The sequence below is a fragment of the Sediminihaliea albiluteola genome (assembly GCF_014077625.1).
GTDB lineage: Bacteria > Pseudomonadota > Gammaproteobacteria > Pseudomonadales > Halieaceae > Sediminihaliea > Sediminihaliea albiluteola.
Map to the genome: position 1 here is coordinate 1 of NZ_JACFXU010000013.1, position 22,251 is coordinate 22,251.

Annotated in this window: 20 protein-coding genes and 1 tRNA gene; 13 read left to right on the forward strand and 8 right to left on the reverse strand. The window is 51.4% G+C overall.

Features of this window, described 5'->3' with window-relative positions:
• Window positions 1–99: 99 nt before the first annotated feature.
• Complete coding sequence (locus tag H2508_RS01240) at window positions 100–1,068, forward strand: IS30 family transposase (RefSeq protein ID WP_182168589.1); 969 nt, start codon at window positions 100–102, stop codon at window positions 1,066–1,068.
• Here H2508_RS01240 and H2508_RS01245 read toward each other — a convergent pair.
• From H2508_RS01245 to H2508_RS01265, 5 genes are read right to left on the reverse strand one after another with little or no spacing between them, the layout of a single operon-like run.
• Window positions 1,040–3,262, reverse strand: coding sequence for a TonB-dependent receptor (locus H2508_RS01245; protein ID WP_182168599.1), 2,223 nt, complete (start codon window positions 3,260–3,262; stop codon window positions 1,040–1,042). The two genes, H2508_RS01240 and H2508_RS01245, sit on opposite strands and share 29 nt — an antisense overlap.
• Window positions 3,263–3,280: 18 nt before the next feature.
• A complete protein-coding gene (locus H2508_RS01250) occupies window positions 3,281–4,111 on the reverse strand; it encodes an energy transducer TonB (RefSeq protein WP_182168600.1) in 831 nt (276 codons plus the stop codon).
• A complete protein-coding gene (locus H2508_RS01255; RefSeq protein ID WP_182168601.1) occupies window positions 4,111–4,530 on the reverse strand; it encodes an ExbD/TolR family protein in 420 nt (139 codons plus the stop codon). Before H2508_RS01255 ends, H2508_RS01250 begins: the two co-directional genes overlap by 1 nt.
• Window positions 4,531–4,532: 2 nt before the next feature.
• A complete protein-coding gene (locus tag H2508_RS01260; RefSeq protein WP_182168602.1) occupies window positions 4,533–4,952 on the reverse strand; it encodes an ExbD/TolR family protein in 420 nt (139 codons plus the stop codon).
• Window positions 4,952–5,620, reverse strand: a complete 669-nt coding sequence (locus tag H2508_RS01265; protein WP_182168603.1) for a MotA/TolQ/ExbB proton channel family protein — start codon at window positions 5,618–5,620, stop codon at window positions 4,952–4,954. Before H2508_RS01265 ends, H2508_RS01260 begins: the two co-directional genes overlap by 1 nt.
• A gap of 462 nt (window positions 5,621–6,082) precedes the next feature.
• Here H2508_RS01265 and H2508_RS01270 point away from each other — a divergent pair, with 462 nt between their 5' ends.
• Window positions 6,083–6,349: a hypothetical protein gene (locus H2508_RS01270; RefSeq protein ID WP_182168604.1), complete on the forward strand. Its 267-nt coding sequence runs from the start codon at window positions 6,083–6,085 to the stop codon at window positions 6,347–6,349.
• Between the two features lie 70 nt (window positions 6,350–6,419).
• Here H2508_RS01270 and gcvP read toward each other — a convergent pair whose 3' ends face one another.
• Entirely contained in the window at window positions 6,420–9,320 is a 2,901-nt protein-coding gene (gene gcvP / locus H2508_RS01275) for an aminomethyl-transferring glycine dehydrogenase (RefSeq protein ID WP_182168605.1), read from the reverse strand.
• Between the two features lie 148 nt (window positions 9,321–9,468).
• Here gcvP and H2508_RS01280 point away from each other — a divergent pair, with 148 nt between their 5' ends.
• From H2508_RS01280 to H2508_RS01290, 3 genes are all read left to right on the forward strand, one after another.
• Entirely contained in the window at window positions 9,469–10,053 is a 585-nt protein-coding gene (locus H2508_RS01280) for a uracil-DNA glycosylase family protein (protein ID WP_182168606.1), read from the forward strand.
• Between the two features lie 99 nt (window positions 10,054–10,152).
• The gene (locus tag H2508_RS01285; RefSeq protein ID WP_235964671.1) at window positions 10,153–11,370 is read left to right on the forward strand and encodes a serine hydrolase domain-containing protein; all 1,218 of its coding nucleotides are present in this window, start codon (window positions 10,153–10,155) and stop codon (window positions 11,368–11,370) included.
• A 129-nt stretch (window positions 11,371–11,499) separates the two neighbouring features.
• Window positions 11,500–13,617, forward strand: coding sequence for a TonB-dependent receptor family protein (locus tag H2508_RS01290; protein WP_182168608.1), 2,118 nt, complete (start codon window positions 11,500–11,502; stop codon window positions 13,615–13,617).
• A gap of 68 nt (window positions 13,618–13,685) precedes the next feature.
• Here H2508_RS01290 and greB read toward each other — a convergent pair whose 3' ends face one another.
• A complete protein-coding gene (gene greB / locus H2508_RS01295) occupies window positions 13,686–14,186 on the reverse strand; it encodes a transcription elongation factor GreB (protein WP_182168609.1) in 501 nt (166 codons plus the stop codon).
• A 254-nt stretch (window positions 14,187–14,440) separates the two neighbouring features.
• On the opposite strand from greB, the gene H2508_RS01300 reads away from it, so the two are divergent.
• From H2508_RS01300 to H2508_RS01330, 7 genes are all read left to right on the forward strand, one after another.
• Window positions 14,441–15,298 (forward strand): M23 family metallopeptidase, encoded by an 858-nt coding sequence (locus H2508_RS01300; RefSeq protein WP_182168610.1) that lies wholly within the window; start codon window positions 14,441–14,443, stop codon window positions 15,296–15,298.
• Window positions 15,299–15,374: 76 nt separating this feature from the next.
• Window positions 15,375–15,560, forward strand: coding sequence for a Trm112 family protein (locus H2508_RS01305; RefSeq protein ID WP_182170614.1), 186 nt, complete (start codon window positions 15,375–15,377; stop codon window positions 15,558–15,560).
• Window positions 15,561–15,651: 91 nt separating this feature from the next.
• Complete coding sequence (locus H2508_RS01310; protein WP_182168611.1) at window positions 15,652–15,999, forward strand: histidine triad nucleotide-binding protein; 348 nt, start codon at window positions 15,652–15,654, stop codon at window positions 15,997–15,999.
• A gap of 32 nt (window positions 16,000–16,031) precedes the next feature.
• Window positions 16,032–18,632 (forward strand): alanine--tRNA ligase, encoded by a 2,601-nt coding sequence (gene alaS, locus H2508_RS01315; RefSeq protein WP_182168612.1) that lies wholly within the window; start codon window positions 16,032–16,034, stop codon window positions 18,630–18,632.
• An 85-nt stretch (window positions 18,633–18,717) separates the two neighbouring features.
• Complete coding sequence (locus H2508_RS01320; protein WP_182168613.1) at window positions 18,718–19,959, forward strand: aspartate kinase; 1,242 nt, start codon at window positions 18,718–18,720, stop codon at window positions 19,957–19,959.
• A 142-nt stretch (window positions 19,960–20,101) separates the two neighbouring features.
• Window positions 20,102–20,302, forward strand: a complete 201-nt coding sequence (gene csrA / locus H2508_RS01325; RefSeq protein ID WP_182168614.1) for a carbon storage regulator CsrA — start codon at window positions 20,102–20,104, stop codon at window positions 20,300–20,302.
• A gap of 83 nt (window positions 20,303–20,385) precedes the next feature.
• Window positions 20,386–20,475 (forward strand) — tRNA-Ser (locus H2508_RS01330).
• A 451-nt stretch (window positions 20,476–20,926) separates the two neighbouring features.
• Here H2508_RS01330 and H2508_RS01335 read toward each other — a convergent pair.
• Window positions 20,927–21,088 (reverse strand): hypothetical protein, encoded by a 162-nt coding sequence (locus H2508_RS01335; RefSeq protein WP_182168615.1) that lies wholly within the window; start codon window positions 21,086–21,088, stop codon window positions 20,927–20,929.
• 926 nt (window positions 21,089–22,014) lie between these two features.
• On the opposite strand from H2508_RS01335, the gene H2508_RS14850 reads away from it, so the two are divergent.
• On the forward strand, window positions 22,015–22,248 hold the full coding sequence (locus H2508_RS14850; protein WP_220463547.1) for a type I restriction-modification system subunit M N-terminal domain-containing protein: 234 nt from the start codon (window positions 22,015–22,017) through the stop codon (window positions 22,246–22,248).
• Window positions 22,249–22,251 lie beyond the last annotated feature (3 nt).

The following is a 22,251-nucleotide window of genomic DNA, read 5'->3' on the forward strand; positions in this document are numbered from 1 at the left end:
TCCCGGATTCAACTCGTAAGTGCAACTCAATAAGTCGGAATGGAGGGCGAGCTGCGGTAGCATCTCGGCTCATCGTTCCGGCAAGAATGAGAAGCACAGATGAGACACTACGCACAGCTAACCCAAGAGCAACGATATCAAATTTACGCCCTGATGAAAGCAGGCCATAGCCAGACAGAGATCGCCAGCATCGTCGGCGTTCACAAGTCCACCGTGAGTCGGGAGATGCGGCGCAATCGCGGCCTGAAGGGCTATCGGCCCAAACAGGCTCAACAGTTAGCTCTACAGCGCCGTCAGTGCAAGGTACAGCCTCGTATTGCCCCAGGCCATTGGAGCCGGGTTGAGGAGCTGCTGTGCGAGGATTGGAGCCCTGAGCAGGTCAGTCTCTGGTTGGCACAGGAAGAGCAGATATCCATCAGCCACGAGTGGATCTACCAGTACATTCTGGAGGACAAGCGCCGGGGCGGTCAGCTACACCTCCGTCTGCGCTGCCAGAAGCCGCGGAGAAAGCGCTACGGTAGTTATGATCGCCGCGGTCAAATTCCCAATCGAGTCTCTATCGAGAAGCGACCTAGCATTGTGAGCGAACGAGCCCGCCTGGGTGATTGGGAGCTCGACACTATCATAGGCAAACATCACAAGCAGGCGATCGTTTCACTGACTGAGCGAAAATCACGGCTGGCACTTATTTCCAAGGTTTCCAGCAAAGAGGCCGAGGGTGTCAAGGACGCGGTAATTGAGCTGCTCGGGCCGCTGTCAGCTCACGTCCATACCATTACCTCGGACAATGGCAAAGAGTTCGCCTGCCATCAGATCATAGCCGAAGCGCTCGCCGCAGACTTCTACTTTGCTCATCCCTACGCTTCGTGGGAGCGCGGACTGAACGAAAACACCAACGGCTTAATCCGCCAATACTTCCCAAAGGGCAGCGACTTCACTGACATTACTGAACAGGATATTGAGCACGTCATGGAAAAACTAAACAATCGTCCGAGGAAGTGCCTTGGCATGAAAACACCGAATCAGGTATTTTTCGGCATTAACCCGCCCGTTGCACTAGCCAGTTGAATCCGGGGTTTAAGCGCAGCGCTAGTTGCTTATTAAACTGATAATTTGCAAAGGCATCGAACACCGTATAAGAGGGCACATGACGATCCCCAGCGGCAGCATCAGGTTGGCCCGAATATACCTCACTGCGATAAGTCCCTGCACCACCAATGGCGAGCTCAGGCGTCAGCTGATAACGCATCTGTAAATAAAGACTTTTATCAGCAAATTGGGCGAGTGTGCCGCCCTCAGCGCTTTTGTTGACGCTATCCAGAATTTCAGCATTCATCACCGTTGCGCCAAATACCGTGCTTAAGTTATCACTAATGTTACCTGCGGCGCTTAGCTCAATACCGTGAACACGATTCCTTCCTGTGTTAAGTGTGCCGGTGGTTTCATAATCGGCGCCTTCCATTACATCATCTTTAGTGATGTGGAATGCAGCAGCAGTCAGCAATAATTTCTCATCCATTAAGTTCCACTTGCTGCCAATTTCGTAGTTGACAGACTGTTCTGGTTTGCTCTTGCCAATCAGTTCAGCGCTACCACATAGACCGCCGTAGCCACAGTTTCCACCAACATCTGACTCACCGCCGTTAATTTCAGCTGAAGTACTGTAGGTGACATAAATATTGCCGTACTGATTGATCTTGTAAGTAGATCCAATATGACCATTCCACAGTGTGTCAGAGTAATCGTACGCCGTGGCGACGCCGTCTCGACCAGTAACTAGATTATTGTAATCAAAGCGGTCTGCTCGGATACCGGCCGCTAGTGACCAGCGCTCTGATAGATCAATAGTATTCATCAATGACACAGAAATCGTCTCAATGGAGTAGTCACTTTTTTCGCTGCCCTTATGGTAGCTTCGCTGCAAGAGCTTGCGGATATTTGGTACTTGTTTGCCGTTTGGATCTATTATGCAGTAACCTGGTGAGGAGCCGTATCTTCCAGCTAGTACGCAGTTGCTGGCACCGTTATTGTCAATATCATAGCTGCCATTCAGTACATCTTGCTTGCTGAATTCAGTGCTAAAAACGAACTGATTGCGCTTGCCGGCTAAATCAGTATCAAGATAGAAATTAGTGATATTGGCGAAGTAGTCTACTTCCTGCCAGCCATTGTGTGTGCTTAAGCCGATCGTCGGGGTGGCGGTTATTTGATCGGTATTGCCACGGGCCCCGGTGACAATGTATCCGTTTTCGGTTGTGCCATAACGCATAGCATTTTCAACTCGAAGATTATCGTTGAACGCATAAGCGATACGGAAAGTGAGAGTCTCTACATCCGACTCAAGGAAATCATTATTTTGGGTATAAACCGGTATGTGTTTATTAGGCTTGTTGGCCGCATCTAGATACGAACCTAAATCAGGCTTATCTTTTGCTTCCAGATAATAGTAATCGCCCTTGAATTCCAACTTTTCTGTTGCTTCCCAGGCGCCTGCTATAGCAATCCCGTTGCGTTCTCTATCAGCAGGACTACGGTCTGGAACTTCTTCGTAGGCGTGTAAAAGATTAACTCGCACTGCGCTATCCTTGTTAATTGTTAGATTGCTATCGAGCGTGATCCGGCGGTAGTTGTCAGTACCGATGCCTCCATTTATCTGGTGAAAGTCATATTCGTTGCTGGCCTGCTTGGTTACACCGTTGATGGCACCGCCAGTCGAGCCTCTGCCAGCAAAAGTGGAACTTGGCCCCTTGGTAATCTCTACTTGCTCCAAAGCAAAACTTTCGCGAGTTGTCATACCTGGGTCGCGCAGTCCATCGACAAACACATCACTGCGCGCTTCATGACCTCGAATGACGTAGCGATCACCAAAGGCATTGCCATTCTCGCCGGTGCCCAGTGTGATACCAGGCTGGGCTGCAAGAATATCCTTGAGGTCATCTTTGCCCGAGTCTTGTATTTGGCTTTGGGTGAGTACTGTGATGGTTTGAGCTGTCTCAGCTAATGGCTTAACTTTACGTTTATCGCCAGAAAACTTGGCCTTATAGGGAGCCCCGGGTTCAGCGTAGGGATTAGTATCGAGAGTTCGCTCTTCAATCTGCAGCGTGTCCAGCTCGAAAGTGTCGCTGTCTTGGGCCATCACCAGTGGGCTGCAAGCCGCAGCGGCAATGTTAATGGCCAATACACTGTGCAAGCTAAAGTTAGCTTTTGTTTGACGCAGGTTGATCGGACGTAGAGTAGTAGGTTGATCTGTCGGTGCTTTCATATCGGTCCTTGTCAAAGGTTATTGGGTGATCAGTGTGTATTCAATGGGAATAGCAATTGAGATTTGCTCACGCTTCATTGATCTCGGTATGGGTGGCAAAGGGTTTGCCTTGGCCAGCATCTCCAGCGCTGCATGGTCTAATTCAGCGTGGCCAGAGCTTTTTTTAATCGATTCGCTGAGTACCCGTCCGTCGCGATCGATTGAAAACTGTAGAACCACCGTGCCCTGAATTTTTTTCTTCTTAAGTTGTGCTGGGTATTCCTTGTGAAGGTTCAACCAAGACATCAGCTTGCTGAAATAACTTGTGCTGTCACCACGTTTGCCGCCAGCTCGATTATTCGATGCTCGACCAGTCGCTCGACTTAAGCTAGTACTTGTCTTCTCAGCATCAGGCGACTTTTGTTGGGCATGCTCTTGGGAAGTGTTTTGTTGTGTATTATTTGTTTTAGCTGTGGGTTCATTCGCTAGATTCGGATCAATATCGACCTCAGGTTCAGCGCTTTTTATCTGTGGTAGAGCTTTTGTTTCCGGGCGTGTTTGTAGTGCTTGTTGAGGCCTGCTTAGCTGCTCTGGTTTAGGGGGTGGTATTAGCTTTGGCTGTGACTCTGTTTGAGTCGGCTCTTGCTGGGCTTCCTGCTGAGCTACGGGTGTCAACTGTGACTTAAGGGCTTCCTGCTTTGCTTGCTCAGCATAGGAGCCAGCCATGCCTAAGCCTACTTCAACACCAAACTCACCGGGACCTTCCGCCAAATCACTTTGAACTGGGCTCTGGTCGAGCAGGGCAAATAGCAGGCCAATGTGCACAACTACAGCAGTGAAAAGTGCGATGCCCCAAGCTGAAATCGGCATTACAAGCTACCTATATACTGTGTGTGGAGGCTTACAGCACTGACGCCTAACTCTTGCAATGCCTTTAGTACTCGGTCTAGGTCTGCAGCACTGCTGGCACTGTCAGCACGCAGCGAAACCCGTAAATCTTCTGCCGTAGTTGATAATGTGGGTAGCTGTTGCTTCAGATCTTCAGGTTTTATAGTTTGCCCTTCTAGTCTTAACTCTCCTTTGCTCGTTAAGCTCAAATTAATAAGTGCAGACTTTAGTTCTAAGCTGCTAGATGACTTAGGTGGAGTGATTGCAGCCTCTTGTTGCTGCGTTATTTGGCCAGCGACCATGAAAAAAATCAGTAATAGAAAAACGATGTTGATTAAAGGAATCAGGCTTTCATCCTGTGTACGGGAGCTTCGCTTAGGGTCGATTAATCGATCTTGCATACTTATAACTCCAGGGCTTTTACACTAGAGCTTGCTGTACTGATCCCGCCCATTGTTACCCGCAGGCCGTGTTTTTTGAGTTCTTCCAGACGAGTAACAATGACCTGCACTTGTGCTTCGGGAGCGGCAAGTAATATCAGTAAACGGTCTCTTGCGAAGGCATTGGCTGGCACAGCTTGGCTGGCAGGGAGTTCGACAGAGCCATCGCTGCTCTGTATAGCGCCTTCACTACTGAGGAGTAAGATCTGTGGTTTTAACTCGACATTGTTAGTGTTAGTAGCTGTTGCCTGGAGTTCAATGGCATTCCATTGATTGAAGCTAGAGGTCAGCATAAAAAACATTAATAAGATAAATACCACGTCGATCAAGGCAGTCAGACTAATTTTGCGTGCTTTGTGTTGGTATAAGCCGGCGATTTCCATTATGCGAGCTTTAACCTAGTTTTGGCTGACGGTTGGCCCGCGTTTTTAGCAGTATGTAAACTCAGCAAGTGCTCGAGATCGTTTTGAATCAATCCAGCTTGGAACTCGACACGGCGTTCAAACCAGCTATGAATCATTGACACCGGGATTGCGACAGCTAGTCCCACTGCGGTGGTCAGTAAGGCCACCCAGATACCCCCAGATAAAACCGCAGGGTTGACCTCTGATCCCGCCGCCTCCATTGCCTGAAACGCTTCTATCATCCCAAGAACGGTACCTAGCAAGCCTAGGAGAGGGGCCAAAGTGGCTATAACTTCTAATACACGAAGATAACTTGCTAGGCCTGATACAACTTGGCGTGCCCGCCGCATAAGTTCTTTATATAAAGCTTCAGCATCAAGGTTATCTGTAGCAATAAGCTGCAAGGCTTGCTCGATTAACTGTAAGCGTGGAGCTGAGCTTCCTTTAACCAAGGCAAGGGCATTTACGGGTTCAGCATCGGCAAAATAATTCACCGCTTGCTCTGCTATAGCTTTTTGTTTTTCTCGAAGCGACCAGAACTGAAAGGCTTTTAGCAGTGAGACAGTTAGCGCAATAATTGAAAAAAGTAATAGCACCCAGATAACAGGCCCGCCAAACGAGAGTGTTTTTAGTAAGGCTTCTAGCATATAAAGTAACTCTAATCTTAATGATAATGATTCTCATTCTAATGATAGATTGAGATTATGCAATGGTTTTTTGCAGGTAGTGGTCAGTAATTATTTGGTCAACTAATTAGTACATGCTTAGTCTTGCAGTGAATTGAAGCATTAAGGGGGTGTGGGCATTCAAGTACCGAAAGGCCGAGGCTAAGCAATGCGAAAAGGCCTAAACTTGGAATGGCAGTTGATGCACCACACTTGAGCGCCGAGTGAAAATTAGAGTTAATCGCTCAGTCCTTGCTAAGGCCGCGAGGGCGGAGGCCTTGTGGCTATTATAGAAAGGGTGGGAGCTTTGGCGTATTGATCCGCTCTGCAATGCAGAGCGTAAGTCAAGTACAGTGCGTGAATTTTGTAAAGACTATCGATACGCTACTAAAAGTGATCTAACAAAGCATGGCCTCAAGCGGCCTTTGTAGATGGAGTTAGAACGTGAAAAAAAGTGTAGTAATTTCTATCACCGGAGGCTTGGTGATGTTGTTCTTATTGTGTGTGTTGTTTTCTGGGACAGCCAACAATACGGGATTGTTTGACGCCCTAAATCCTGTAGGTGCAGTACAAGGCCTCGCTTTCACTCTATCATTTGCCGCTGGCATGCCCAGCAGCATTGCGCTTGTTATGGCCATCGCGGTATTCGTATTACTTCCTGGCGCAGTGTTTTTAGTCACACTGCGCGCGCTTCGGCGTTATGAGCGATAGCCCCTCTAGGCCTCTAGGCCCCTAGGCAGGGCTTGGTGCTTGTCTGTAGGGCCAACAATGTCGCTCAACTCTATGTCAGCTCAGGCTCCCGATAGGAATCAATCGCCGGGCAGGCACAGTACAGGTTTCTGTCGCCGTAGACATTGTCTACACGGTTGACCGGTGGCCAGTACTTGCTTTGCTTTAGCTGACTGACCGGGTAGGCAGCTTGCTCGCGGCTGTAGCTGTGTGGCCATTCGTCAGCGGTGACATCGGCCAGAGTGTGCGGCGCATTAGTTAGAGGGTTGTCTTTAGCATCGAGCTTGCCATCTTGGACCGCCTGGATTTCTTGGCGGATAGTGATCAGGGCATCACAGAAGCGGTCTAGCTCTGCTAGGGATTCTGATTCCGTGGGTTCGACCATTAAGGTACCGGGGACAGGGAAAGACATGGTGGGCGCGTGGAAGCCAAAATCGACCAGGCGCTTGGCAATGTCTTCTTCACTGATGCCGCTGGCTTCTTTGAGTGGGCGAATGTCGACGATGCACTCGTGAGCAACGTTGCCGGTGGTGCCAGTGTAGAGGATCGGGTAGTGCTCTTGCAGGCGCTGAGCAATGTAGTTGGCGTTGAGGATGGCCACTTTGCTGGCATGGCTCAGACCTTCCTGCCCCATTAAAGCGATATAGGCCCAAGAAATAGGCAAAATGGAAGTGCTGCCATAGGGCGCCGATGAAACCACATCATTATTGGCATCCAAGCCTGGCACTGGGCTAACTGGATTAGTTGGCAAAAAGGGTTGCAGGTGAGACTTAACACCTATTGGGCCCATTCCGGGGCCGCCACCACCATGGGGGATGCAGAAGGTTTTGTGCAGATTGAGGTGGGATACATCAGCACCAAATTTGCCAGGAGCAGCCAGGCCCACCATGGCGTTTAAGTTGGCGCCATCGACGTAAACCTGTCCGCCGTGTTCATGCACCACTTCACACAATTCAATAATCGATTCTTCAAAAACCCCGTGGGTAGATGGGTAGGTCACCATGATGCAGGACAAGTCTTGCGTGTGTCGCTCGGCCTTGGCGCGCAGGTCAGCCATGTCGATGTTGCCTTTGCTATCACACTCGACAATAACCACTTTCATGCCAGCCAAGGCTGCACTGGCGGGGTTGGTGCCGTGCGCCGATGAGGGAATCAGGCATATATTGCGCTGCAGGTCACCGCGGCTTTCGTGGTAGCGACGGATGGCCAATAGGCCAGCGTACTCGCCCTGTGAGCCGGCATTGGGCTGCATTGAAATGGCATCGTAGCCGGTACACTCGCGCAGCATATGCTCAAGCTCTTGCAGCAACTGCTGGTAGCCTTTGGTCTGCTCTGGTGGTGCGAAGGGGTGCAGGGCGCTGAATTCAGGCCAAGTGATGGCGAGCATTTCAGTGGTGGCGTTGAGCTTCATGGTGCAAGAGCCCAGCGGGATCATCGCGCGGTTGAGCGCGATGTCTTTGTCTTCCAGGCGGCGCATATAGCGCAACATTTCGGTTTCTGAATGATAGTCGTTAAACAGCGGGTGCTGCAGATAATCTATCTCGCGCAGCAGGCCATTAGGGATGCCGTCAAACTCAGTAATGCTCTCGTCAATGCTGCTGGCGGGGCTGGTAACTTGTTGCCCGGTAAAGATTTCAACCAGTGTCTCAATGTCTTCTGCGCTGGTGGTTTCATCCAGTGAAATACCTACGCCGGTAGCACCAATTAATCGCAGATTACAGCCTTTATCGAGCGCGCGCTGTACTACGGCTTCGCGTGCTTCACCCAGATCGTAAGTCAGGGTGTCGAACCAGTGTGTGTTCTCTGGGCTAATGTTGGCCTTAGCCAGCATACGCTGCAGTAGCGAGGTCAGGCGTTGAATACGCTCGGCGATGCGGCGCAAGCCTTCAGGGCCGTGATACATGGCATAGAAAGCCGCCATGATCGCCAGGAGCGCCTGGGCAGTACAAATGTTACTGGTAGCCTTTTCTCGGCGAATATGCTGCTCGCGGGTTTGCATGGCCATGCGTAGGGATTGGTTGCCGCGGCGATCGATGGACACGCCAATGATGCGACCGGGGGTGGAGCGCTTGTAGGCATCGCGGGTGGCGAAGTAGGCAGCATGGGGGCCACCAAAGCCCATGGGTACACCAAAACGTTGTGTATTGCCCACCACTACATCAGCACCCAGCTCGCCTGGGGACTTAAGTAGCAGCAGTGCCATAATGTCAGCTGCAACACCGACCAACGTTTGGGCGTTGTGCGCCTTGTCGATCAGCGGGCTGATATCGTCTACCTGACCGTAAGTGTTGGGGTACTGCAGCAGTGCGCCAAAGGCATCAGTGTTGCCAATTAACTCATTTGGGTCGCCTACCACAACATCAATATCTAAGGCCTCAGCTCTTGTTTTGACCACGGCAATGGTTTGCGGGTGGCAGTCGGCGGCAACCAAGAAGGTCTGGCTGCGATTTTTCTTGTTGACGCGCTGCATTAAGGTCATGGCCTCTGCTGCAGCGGTGCCCTCGTCGAGCATGGAGGCGTTGGCCAGCTCCATGCCACTTAGGTCGAGAATCATTTGCTGAAAAGTTAGCAAAGCCTCCAAACGACCCTGTGAGATCTCCGGTTGGTAGGGGGTGTAAGCGGTGTACCAACCGGGGTTTTCCAGTACGTTGCGCTGGATTACAGAGGGCGTGTAGGTGGCGTGATAGCCGGTGCCGATGTAGCTTTTAAACACTTGGTTCTGATCGGCAATTTTGCGCAGTCGCGCGATCACTGCTTGTTCAGTTTGAGCCTGAGGTAGCTTCATCGCCTGCTGAGAGCGTATCGCCGCGGGCACCGTGTCATCGATCAGCGCATCTAGGCTGCTGTATCCTAGGGCCTCAGCCATTAACTGCTGTTGTTTGACAGTGGGTCCGATATGACGTTGGATGAAGTCTTGGTGATTTTCAAGATCATGCAGGGACGGACGGCTCATAAAGGCTCCGGAGTGATGTTTGAGGGCGTTAAAGGGGGCTAGCTCTGAGTGCGCGATATTACCAGTCGAGCTGGAAAGCGGCAATCGAGCGGTGGTTTTTTGAGCACTTTGCTTAGCCAGTACTCTATAGAGGGTGACAGCAGAAAAGATGAGCGAGTATCAGTCCCTAGAAGACCTGTTGGTCGACATTCGGCGCTGTCAGCTTTGTGCTGAGCGCTTAGCCCTCGGTCCGCGTCCCGTACTGCAGGCTAGCTCTTCGGCGCGCTTGCTCATAGTGGGGCAGGCTCCTGGCTCTCGGGTCCACGCTAGCGGTATACCTTGGGATGACCCCAGTGGTGAGCGCTTGCGGGATTGGCTGGGCATGGACAAAACCACTTTTTATGACGCTTCCCGTGTGGCTATTGTGCCAATGGGCTTTTGCTATCCGGGCCGCGGGAAGTCGGGTGATTTGCCGCCAGATCCAGCCTGTGCACCCCAGTGGCACAGTGAGCTGATGGGCTGGCTAAGGCAAATAGAGCTGACACTGCTGATTGGCAATTACGCTCAGCGCTATTATCTCAACTCAACGCGCAACCTGACTGAAACGGTGCGTCACTGGCGCGACTATGCTCCGCAGTATTTACCCTTACCCCACCCATCACCACGTAACAATATCTGGTTGCGTCGCAATCCCTGGTTTGAAGTCGAAGTGTTGCCGGAGCTGCGCCGGCGGGTGCTAGAGGCTTTCTCTTAAGCTAAGTAATGGCTCCAGCATTGACTAGAAGGCTTGCCTTGGCCTTAAGCAGGGTCGACACTGCTTATTTATAAAATAATGCGAACAAGGGATATGACAATGAAACTGGTCACGCCAGCCTCGGTAGGTATCTGCGAACAACAGTTGGCACGAGTGGGAGAGCAGCTGCGCCGGGCTTATGTGGGGCCAGGGAAACTTCCCGGCAGTATCACCCTGGTGAGCAGGGGGACACAGACCTGTTATATGGACATCGCTGGCTATCGAGATCTCGAGCGGGCACAGCCTATGACAGAGGATACGGTCTTTCGCCTTTATTCTATGTCTAAGCCGATTACCTCTGTGGCGTTTATGACGCTATATGAGAGGGGCTTAGTGGCTTTAGAGGATCCGGTGGAGCGCTATATTCCAGCATTTCGCAATTTGGCTGTTCGCAAGGCCGGGGCCTTTCCGGCTTTTGAAACACAGCCCTGTCAGCGGCCTATGATTATCCGCGACTTGCTGAGGCATACCAGCGGCCTGACTTACGATTTTTTGCGTGAAAGTAATATCGATTACGCCTATCGCAAGTTACAGGTAGGCAACCCCAGGCCAGATTACAGCCTCGCCGATATGATTGAGCAGCTAGCGCAACTACCCCTTGAGTTTTCGCCCGGCCAGCACTGGAACTATTCGTTGGCGACTGATGTGCTGGGTTATCTAATTGAAATCATCAGCGGTCAAAGCTTAGCGGACTTTCTAGAGCAGACGATATTTCAGCCACTAGGGATGGTCGATACCGGGTTTAATATTCGCCCAGAGCAGCAGTTGCGCTTTGCCAGCTGTTATCAGCACGATAAAAATAAGCGCTTAGTGATCAATGATGATGGGCAAGATAGCCAGTTTAGGGATCGAGTGTTTTATTCTGGCGGGGGAGGCTTGTTATCTACCGCGGGTGATTATCAGCGCTTCTGTCATATGCTAATTAGTGGCGGTACACTGGATGAACAGCGCATCATCGGTTCGCGCACTTTAGATTTTATGACTGAAAATCACCTGCCTGGGGGTGTCGATTTAGCCCAAATTGCGATGGGTAATTTCAGTGAAACCACTTATGAGGGGGTTGGCTTTGGGCTTGGCTTTGCCACTAAAGTTGACCCGGTTGCCAATGGCTACCCAACGTCCCGGGGCAGCTATTTCTGGAGTGGCTTGGCTAGCACGCTGTTCTGGGTCGACCCAGTGGAAGAGCTCACGGTGATTTTTATGTCGCAATTTATGCCTGCCAGTGTATTTAATATCCGCGCTCAGCTTGAGGCTATGATCTACGCTGCCTTGGAGTAATATTTCGTACTAATGTCGCAGTAATTGCAACTTACCGGTTGTAAATGAGAATATTTATCATTAGCATTTCCGCCCATTAAAACATGCAGGGTGGCACACCGCGGTCCTGCCTCACATTGGGAGAAATGGATGAAGCAGCGATTGATGGTTCTTGCCGTGGCGAGCGCTCTGACGAGCTCGGTACTGGCGGATAACGCACTGGAGGAGATGACAATCGTGGGTAGCGCAGAGGCAGCGCGCAACCTGCCAGGCTCTGGTTCAGTGGTAGATAATGAGCAAATTCGCATTGAGGCGGCCAGTGACATCAATCAACTGCTGAAAACGGTGCCGGGGATCTATATTCAGGAAGAGGATGGCTACGGCTTGCGGCCCAATATTGGGATTCGCGGTGCCACCTCTGAGCGCGCTTCCAAGGTAACCCTAATGGAAGATGGTGTGCTGACAGCGCCGGCACCTTATTCCAATCCAGCTGCTTATTATTTTCCCACCATGCTGCGCATGAACTCAGTAGAAGTCATCAAAGGGGCACCCTTGTTGCGTTATGGTCCGCAGACCACCGGTGGCGTGATCAATATGGTGTCGACGCCGATTCCCAATGAGAGTGAAGGGCGAGTGAATTTTCGCTACGGCCAAAACGGCGAGACTGACTTGCTAGCTAGTTGGGGTGGCCGTGCTGGTGACTTTGGTATTTTGTTAGAAACTGCACAGCGTCGCAGCGATGGCTTTAAAGACATCGATCGGAGCTCTCAAAACAGCGGTTACGATATTCGCGACTACCTGCTTAAGCTGGGCTGGGAAGGGGAGCGACAAAGCCTACTATTTAAAGCGCAGAGCTCAGAGGAAGTCTCAGACGAGACTTACCTTGGCCTAAGCGATGCGGATTTTAAGCGTGATTCCAACCGCCGTTACGGCCTGTCTAGCATTGATCAAATGGACAATGACCACCAAGGCTACAGCTTAACTTACCAGTTGGCGCTAAATCAGCGAGTCAAAATGACTGCCATTGGCTATCACAATGAGTTTGCCCGAGACTGGTTCAAGCTCGGTGGTGGCGGCGACCTGATCAGCGCGGCAAACCGAGGTGATGCCTATGCCCAAGGCGTATTAAATGGCACTGAAGATATTTATGGGCTGCAGTTTAAACACAATAATCGCGAGTACGAATCACGCGGTATTGATTTGAATTTTGATATCGACCTTGGTGCTCACCAGCTAGCTGTGGGTGGCCGGGCCCATGAAGATGAAATGGACCGCTACCAGCCAACGGAAATCTACAACCAGATTAATGGTGAGCTGGAGTTTGTTAACAACACAGCACCCACAGGGAGCAATAACCGTTTCGAACAAGCGAAAGCTACCAGTTTGTGGTTGGTTGATAACTGGCAAGTGAATGAGGTGATGGAGCTCAACCTGGCGCTGCGCTATGAAGATGTCGAGAGCTCGCGCCGTCAATACAAAACTCCTGAGCGCAGTGATCAGCCTAGCCGCCGCAGTAATCACTCTGAAGAATGGCTGCCTGGTCTGTCCTTTACTTACAAATTGGGCCCAGATTGGCAGTTGTTAGCTGGGGTGCACCGCGGTTTTTCTCCCTTAGGTGGTGGTGCTCAAGCCAATGAAGAGCCTGAAACCAGCGTCAACTGGGAAGCGGGCTTTCGCTACCAAGGGGACTGGTTCTTTGAGGCAATTGGCTTCTACAGCGACTTTGATAACAAGACTGAGAATTGCTCCAACGCTAGCCCTTGCAGTAATGGTGCGACCAGCGGCGCCTTTAATACCGGCAAAGCGACCATTGCTGGCTTGGAGTTGCAGCTAGGGACTGCTTTTGAGCTCAATGGATTCATTATTCCAGTAGATCTGATGTACACCTACACCGATGCAACTATTGATAAAGATCTGCCTAGTGAAGGCTTGGAGCGAGGCGATCACTTGGCTTCTGTGCCCGAAAACGTCTTTAGCCTGCGCGCGGGGCTTGAGTCTGCGATGGGCTGGGATAATTACCTAGTGGCCAAGTACCTCGATTCAATGTGTATGACGGTGGGCTGCAACAATGGCGGTGACCGCTACCAGCGCAGCGAAGATCTCTTTGTGGTGGACTTTATTAGTCGCTATCAGCTCAACGATGCCGCGGCTGTCTATGTCAAAATGGAAAACCTCTTTGACGAGCAGAGCATCGTATCCCGTCACCCTGACGGTGCCCGGCCCAATAAGCCCCGTACAGCATCGCTGGGCGTGGAGTGGGTGTTCTAATTACCGGCAGAGCCTAGGCAGTGCTTGCTAGCACTAGCACCAAGCCATAGTAAGTAGAACTACAGCCCTTAGGGGCTGTAGTGTATATCGACAATATGATACAGCTGCTCGCCACTGGGGCTGTTGACGGTCACCTCATCATCGCAACGTTTGCCCAGTAGAGCCCGCGCCATCGGTGAGTCCATGCTCAACTTGTCCAGCGCTAAGTCAAATTCATCCGGCCCAACGATGCGCCAGGTTTTTTCGCTGCCATCTTCGGCCTCAAGTGTCACCCATGCGCCAAAGTAAACCTTGCTAGTATCTTGTGGCGCACGGTCAACGACATTCAGCTCGTCGAGCCTTTTGTTCAGAAAGCGAACGCGGGAATCGATCTCGCGCAGGCGCCGTTTGCCGTAGATATAGTCGCCGTTCTCTGAGCGGTCGCCATTCTTAGCTGCTTCATGAACGGTCTGTGTGACCACGGGGCGCTCCACCTTCCACAGCTGGTGTAATTCCTCTCGTAAGGCTTGCTCGCCTTCCGGTGTAATGTAGGGTGAGCCGCGCTTACGCGGCGGTCGGTATCTGCTCATGCGGGCTATTCTAGCCCATTTGGCTAACTTTGAGATGCCGGTACTGCTTGCTGCGAGTGATATTGCTTAGCTAAGCCATAGATTTGATCGGCAGGGCCCAGTAGAGGGAAGAGCAGCAGCCTTTTGATCAGCTGCTGGCTGCTATTGGCTGCAATCCTTGTAAAATTCCTTTCCAAGTCAATGTCGCCTCGAGTTCTCTCAAGCCTTTTGCGACACTACAAATTAATCCAGTTAAGCAACAAAGCAGAGGTCTTATGTCCAAAATAAGTGTAGTACAGAAGATGCTGGCGGCGTCCCTAGTGAGCTTGTTCAGTATCAGTACTCTGGCAAGTGACTGTGTTGAGCTGCAAGGGACTGCGCAGCAGGGTGGTCTGATCTGGGGCAGTGTGGCGCCAGGAACGACGGTGCGCTTAGGGAATGAACAGCTTGATGTACTGGATGACGGGACTTTCTTTGCCGGGCTTGGGCGCGATGCACCGGCAGTACTTGAGCTGCTGCTGGAAGGCGCCGCAGGTAGTTGTGAGCAAAGTCTGTCTGTTGCGGCTCGTGATTATGATATTCAACGGATCGAAGGCGTGCCCCAGCGCACGGTGACGCCTCCTAAAGCTCAGCAAGCGCGGATAAAGCGTGAAGCTGAAATAGTGGCTGCAGCCAAAGCGCAACGCCTCTTCCGCTCCGATCTCTTGTTAGCGGCCCTTGATGGCTTCGATTGGCCGGTGATCGGGCGGATATCGGGTGTTTATGGCAGTCAGCGGGTTTATAACGGTGTGCCGCGCAGCCCTCATTACGGTGTGGATGTGGCCGTGCCGACCGGAACTATCGTCCGAGCACCTGCTGCGGGGGTGGTCACTTTGGCAGAGCCCGATCTGTTTTACTCCGGTGGCACGATTATTTTGGATCATGGCTATCAATTGTCCTCGTCATTTTTGCATCTCAGCAAGCTGCACGTAGCCCTTGGTGATGAGGTCCAGCCCGGTGAGGTGATTGCCGAAGTGGGTGCCACTGGTCGCGCCACAGGGCCTCACTTAGACTGGCGTATGAGCTGGCGTAAACAGCGGATCGACCCCCAATTATTGGTGTCTCCGATGCCGGCAACAGCGAAAGGACAGTAAGAGTCGGGCGGGTTGGTGCATGCAGCGGGCAAATGTCCGTATAATGGCGACCCATTTTGAATATCCAGAGGCCGTCATGATCGACGACAAGCTATTGAGTATTCTCGTGTGTCCGGTAAGCAAGGCGCCGCTGAGCTACGACAAGGACAAGCAGGAGTTGGTGTGCAAAGCCAGTGGCTTGGCTTACCCAGTGCGTGACGGCATTCCAGTGATGCTGGAAAACGAAGCGCGCCAACTCACAACTGATGAGAAGCTGGGTTAACAGTCACCCAGTTGTTTAGCCCCTTGGGATAGGGGCAAGGTTAAGCAGCTTTTATCACTCCACCTATTATCGATGAGAGGCCCCGGCGACTATGACAGATACAATATTTGGCAAGATTGTCAGTGGTGAAATCCCCACAGAGTTCGTCTACGAAGATGAACACTGCGTGGCTATTAACGACATAAACCCTCAAGCACCAGTGCACGTGTTAGTGATTCCTAAGCGGGCAATCGCCAAGTTGGCTGATGCCAAGCAGGATGACCGCGAGCTGCTCGGCCACTTGATGTGGGCAGCGGGTGAGGTGGCGCGCAAGCTTGGCGTAGAGGATGCCTTCCGTCTGATCGTGAATAACGGTGCCGGTGTCGGGCAGACCGTCTTTCACCTGCATTTGCATATTTTGGCCGGCTCTAGTCTGGCTGAAAGTCGTATGGTCGGGTAAACCCGCGCTCCCATTAGTTACTGAGAATTTGTATGAAGACCGTAGAGATACGCGAAGCTTTTCTGGCTTTTTTTGAGCGACAGCAGCACACCCGAGTTCCTAGCAGCTCATTGGTGCCGGTCAATGATCCCACGCTGTTGTTCACCAATGCGGGTATGAACCAGTTCAAGGATACTTTCCTGGGAACGGATCCGAGACCCTATACCCGCGCGGCTAGTAGTCAGCGCTGTGTGCGTGCCGGTGGTAAGCACAATGACCTAGAGAATGTGGGTTATACCGCTCGCCACCACACCTTTTTTGAAATGCTCGGCAACTTCAGCTTTGGCGATTACTTCAAGCGCGATGCGATTCGCTTTGCTTGGCAGTTTCTGACCGAGGAATTGAAGCTACCCAAAGAGCGTTTGTGGGTAACGGTACACATTTCTGACGACGAAGCAGAAAAACTGTGGGTGGAAGACATCGGTTTTCCAATTGAGCGTATCTCGCGCCTCGATGAAGATAACTTCTGGCAGATGGGCGATACCGGCCCCTGTGGTCCCTGTTCAGAGATTTTCTTTGATCATGGTCCCGATGTACCCGGTGGCCCACCTGGTAGTAAAGATGACGATCTAGATCGCTACATTGAGATCTGGAACTTAGTCTTCATGCAATACAACCGCGACAGCAGTGGCGAGATGCACCCGTTGCCAGCGCCCTCTGTTGATACCGGCATGGGCTTGGAGCGCATTGCAGCGGTGATGCAGGGCGTGCATAGCAATTATCAGATTGATTTGTTCCAGGCCTTAATTCGCTCTGCCGCGAGCGTGTTAGAAGTTAAGGATCTCGAGCATAACTCGCTCAAAGTAATTGCCGATCATATTCGCTCCTGCGCCTTTTTAATTGCCGATGGTGTATTGCCGGGAAACGAAGGCCGTGGATATGTCTTGCGCCGAATCATTCGCAGGGCGGTTCGCCATGGCAACAAACTTGGTGCCACAGCACCCTTTTTCCATAAGTTGGTTGATACCCTCGCCAAGCAAATGGGGGAGGCCTATCCCGAGCTGCGACAGTTACAGGGGCAGATTGAAAAAGCGCTGCTCAATGAAGAAGAGCAGTTTGCTAAAACTTTGGATAAGGGGCTACAGATACTCAATGAAGCCCTTGAAGGGCTCAGTACTACTGAGATTCCTGGCGATGTGGTCTTTAAGCTCTACGATACCTACGGTTTTCCGATCGATTTGACCAATGATATCGCTCGCGAGCGCGGACTTAGCTTAGACATCGAGGGCTACGAAGCCGCCATGGCTGAGCAGCGCAGCCGCTCTCAGGAAAGTGGCAGCTTTAAAGTGGATTACAACGATGTGCTCAAGCTCGAAGGCAGCACAGAGTTTGTTGGCTATGATTCACTTGAAGCTGAAGGGCAAGTAATAGCGCTGCTGAGCGAGGGGGCCGAGGTAGAAAGCTTGGCTCAAGATGCCAGCGGCGTAATCGTGTTAGATTGCACGCCCTTTTACGCCGAGTCTGGCGGTCAAGCCGGTGACAGCGGGTATCTGAGCGCGCCGGGATTGCGTCTGGAGGTAACTGATACCACCAAGGCGCAAGGGCATCATTTGCACCATGTACGAGTGCTCGAAGGCAGTGTCAAAGCCGGCGATGCGCTGCAGGCCAAGGTCGACAGTCGCGTGCGACAGCGTACCCGCTTGAATCACTCCGCAACCCACTTGTTACATGCGGCCCTGCGCAAAGTGCTTGGCGAGCACGTGACACAGAAAGGCTCTCTGGTGGATTTCGAGCGTTTGCGCTTTGACTTCTCGCACTTTGAGGCTCTGACCGCCGAGCAATGTAAAACCATTGAAACAATGGTTAACGATCAAATCCGCGCTAATACGCCTGTGAATACTCGGCTGATGAATATGGATGAGGCTGTGGCTGCAGGTGCTATGGCGCTCTTTGGTGAGAAGTATGGTGAGCAAGTGCGCGTCCTTAGCATGGGTGAAGAAGATTTCTCCGTAGAGCTTTGTGGCGGTACCCACGTTGAACGCACGGGTGATATCGGCTTGATGCGTATTATTTCAGAGTCCGGTGTGGCCTCTGGGGTGCGGCGTATCGAAGCGGTGACTGGTGTCGCTGCACTGGCATCCATTGAGGCACTGGAAGCACAGCTGGCACAGGTGTGCGAGGCGGTTAAAGGCAAGCCCGATAATGTGGCGGCGAAAGTCAGTGCCTTGCGCAGTGAAACTCGCGAACTAGAAAAAGAAGTGGCGCGCCTCAAGCAAAAGCTGGCCAGTTCCGCTGGCGGTGAGCTAACTAGCAGCGCCGTGGATATGGATGGCTTCAAAGTGTTGGCCGCAACGGTGGAGGGTGGTGATGCCAAGTCACTCCGCGACACCCTTGATCAGTGTAAGAACAAGCTCGGTAGTGCAGTGATTCTGCTGGCTGCAGTAGATGGCGATAAAGTCGCCTTAGCAGCTGGGGTCACCAAAGATCTGACTGACCGCATTAAAGCCGGCGACTTGATGCGTGAATTCGCCACGCGTTTAGGCGGTAAAGGCGGTGGTAGGCCAGATATGGCCCAGGGCGGTGGCAGCGATGTGGCCGGCTTGCTAGCAGCACTCAAAGCCGTGCCAGGGTGGGTTGCGAGCACTATAAAATAATGCGCAAAAGTGTTTGTTTAGTTTTCAGTGGGGCGGGATTGTTGTTTAATAGCGCCCCCTTAATTTACGGGCGCAGAGAAACAGCATGAGCTTGATTGTTCAAAAGTTCGGCGGCACTTCAGTGGGTAGTATCGAGCGGATCGAACAGGTCGCCGATAAGGTTGCTCGCTTCAAGGCCGAAGGCCATTCCATAGTGGTCGTGGTTTCCGCTATGAGTGGAGAAACTAACCGCTTAATAGCACTGGCCAAGGAAGTTCAGCCACGTCCGGTTCCGCGTGAGATGGATGCCTTGGTCTCCACTGGCGAGCAGGTCACTTCAGCGTTGCTAAGTATGGCGCTCTCGGCTCGCGGTGTGAAAGCCAAAAGCTACAATGGTAGTCAGGTGCGCATCTTAACTGATGCCACCCACACCAAAGCGCGCATCCGAGAGATCGATAACGAACGCCTGCAGGCTGACCTAGACCAAGGTTTTGTTTTAGTCGTGGCCGGTTTTCAGGGCGTCGATGAGAACGGCAACATCACCACCTTGGGACGCGGCGGCTCAGATACCACAGCAGTCGCTCTAGCAGCAGCCCTTAAGGCTGATGAGTGTCAAATCTACACAGATGTGGATGGCGTCTATACTACTGATCCACGGGTTGTCGATGGAGCACGTCGACTAGATCGGATCACCTTCGAAGAAATGTTGGAAATGGCCAGCATGGGCTCCAAAGTACTGCAGATTCGCGCAGTGGAGTTCGCCGGAAAATACAATGTACCGCTACGGGTCTTGCACAGTTTTGAAGAAGGCCCTGGCACCTTGATTACCAAAGAGGACAAGTCGCAGATGGAAACGCCAACCATTGCAGGCATCGCCTTCAACCGCGATGAAGCTAAATTGACCGTATTAGGCGTGCCCGATATGCCTGGCGTAGCGCACCGGATTTTGGGACCCATCGGCGAAGCCAATATCGAAGTCGATGTGATTGTGCAGAACATTGCCGAAGACAACACCACTGACTTCACCTTTACCGTTGGCCGTCTGGACCTAGACCGTGCAGAAGAAATCCTCCAGGAGGTTGCACGTGAGCTCAACGCAGAAGAGGTCCGTGCCGATAGCAAGATCGCCAAAATCTCAGTAGTGGGCGTGGGTATGCGTTCGCATGTGGGAGTGGCCAGCCAGATGTTTGCGGCGCTGGCGGAAGTGGGTATCAACATACAGATGATCACCACTTCGGAAATCAAAATCTCAGTGATTATCGAAGAGAAGTTCCTAGAGTTGGCAGTGCGCTGCCTGCACTCATCTTTTGGCTTGGAAAAGGAACCCTACGACGAATCCACTGCCTAACGTCACCTAATGGCCGAAGTCTCTTCAAGCGAAGGACTTCGGAATCTTTGAGTTTGCTTTGTTTCGTCAGGACCGGCGAGATGAAGTCTATTGCTCGTTACCTTCACGACCTAATGGGCACGAGACTGGAGAGCTGTATATTATGCTGATCTTGACACGCAGGGTAGGAGAGTCGCTGATGGTAGGTGATGACATTACCGTCACCGTACTCGGTGTTAAGGGCAACCAAGTCCGTATCGGTGTCAATGCCCCCCGTGATGTGGCTGTCCACCGAGAAGAAATTTACCAGCGCATCGCTGATGGCGAAGAACTTGGGCCAGAAGAGGAAGAAAATTCCAACTAGTGGTCTCATAACCCTTTGAATTCATCGTCATTGTGGTATTATGCCGCGCCTAAGTTGATGGTCATGCACCACACAACTTTTCCGGAGAGCTGGCCGAGTGGCTGAAGGCGCACCCCTGCTAAGGGTGTATAGGTTAATCCCTATCGAGGGTTCGAATCCCTCGCTCTCCGCCATCTAATCAAAAAGGGCACCCCTAGGGGTGCCCTTTTTGATTAGCGGGTGAAAAGCGGGATTTGGATGAGAGCCCCGTTCGACAAAACGCGACCCAAGGAGCGTTTTGAACGAGGAGCGCAGCGACGAAGCCCCGCAAGGGGGCTGAACAGGCCTTAGCCTGTTCAGATTAATCCCTCGCCTCGGAGTACGAAGACTTGCTTCAACCCCCGGAGCGTCGAACCCTCTGGTTCGACAAAATGCGCCTAGCATTTTGAGACGAGGCGCGCAGCGCCGAAGCCCGCAGGGTCAGAACAGCCCATAGGCTGCACTGATCCATCCCTAGCGGTTCCCAAAACTGCGTACGTTGGCGGCGTTAAAGTGCTTGGCGCATGTCTGGCGGCTAGTGGTTGCACACTCCGCGCTCGCTTTAAACCGCTCTTGTGCTGTCCAGTGCGAATAAGAGGCCACTCACTACTTAATCGAGCGTTTGAGTACGATAAAGCCTGCAAAGGCTGTCATTGTGCCTGCCACCAAGGTCAATTTGATGGTGCCAGTTTGCGAATAGTTGTCTGCCAACATCACAAGGAAGGCGATCGCCAAAATACCAGGGGTGAAGAGTTGCCAGTATTTCAAGAAAGCCTCAAACATTAATTTGTTTGGGGCTTTTTTGTTTGTGTATCTTTTAAAATAATTATTTACCGGTTTTAGTCAGCAAGGTCAGTCCTGTTCTGTGTCTGGGATGTACTCAAAGAGCTCATCAATAGAACAGTCGAAGAGCTAACAAAGCCTAGCAATCGCATTCAAATCGATACGCTTGGCGCGGTCTTCGCAGTGTGAACAAGTCCGCCAAGTACAAGAAGCCTACCTGGGTATGAATTTAGGTGATATCGCTGACCCACTACTGGTTAGGTGCAGACACATTAAAAGCACGTTCGAGCGTGTTGGGCGCTGTGATATCAGGCTTGCCGCTATAGTAACCTTTTAATCTTTACTGCAGCATAACCATGGACGGTCACTTGGTTGACAGCTTCTAGCTTAAACTCATCTGAAAAACGGTAGCCTTTGCTCATGTTTAACCCCTTATGGTTGTTCATCTTTTTACCGTAAAAAGTGTCGGGGTTAGTCAGGTCCTATAATTGCATGATTTGGCTTCTAGTCAAGCTACACCTGATAGTGCTTTGCAATACTTGTTCAGTGAGCACTTTGCTATGTTAGCGAAAGGTATCTGCTTAGAGCTCACTTCAAGTTAAGGACAAAAGAGCAGTCTTGCTTGATAAGTTATAGTTAGTCTTTGTTTTATCTCTTTATGTATCATTAGAGGATTAAGTACCACAGCGAGAAGTAGGTATGGTGGTGTTGCGCAGGCAGCAAATAGTAAAGAGCTGCAGTGCTTTATAGGTGTTGCATAGATTACTGGCAAGCTTGGGATGTTACGAACGATCAGTGGCTAAGGCTTGCCCAGCTGGCATTTATTAAATTAATCTAAAATTACTCAACAGGCTTATTCGACGCTAACAGCCAATAGGTCAGCGTCAATTAGGTTTTTAGGGAAACATGTTATGGCGATCAAAAAAACAGAACTTTACTCATCACTTTGGGCCAGCTGTAATGCGTTGCGCGGTGGCATGGATGCCAGCCAATATAAAGATTATGTATTAACCTTATTGTTTTTAAAGTACGTATCCGATAAAGCCAAAGCCAACCCCTACGCCATGATTGAAGTGCCCGAGGGCGCAAGCTTTGACGACATGATCAAGCTCAAAGGCAATAAAGACCAAGCTCAAAGGCAATAAAGA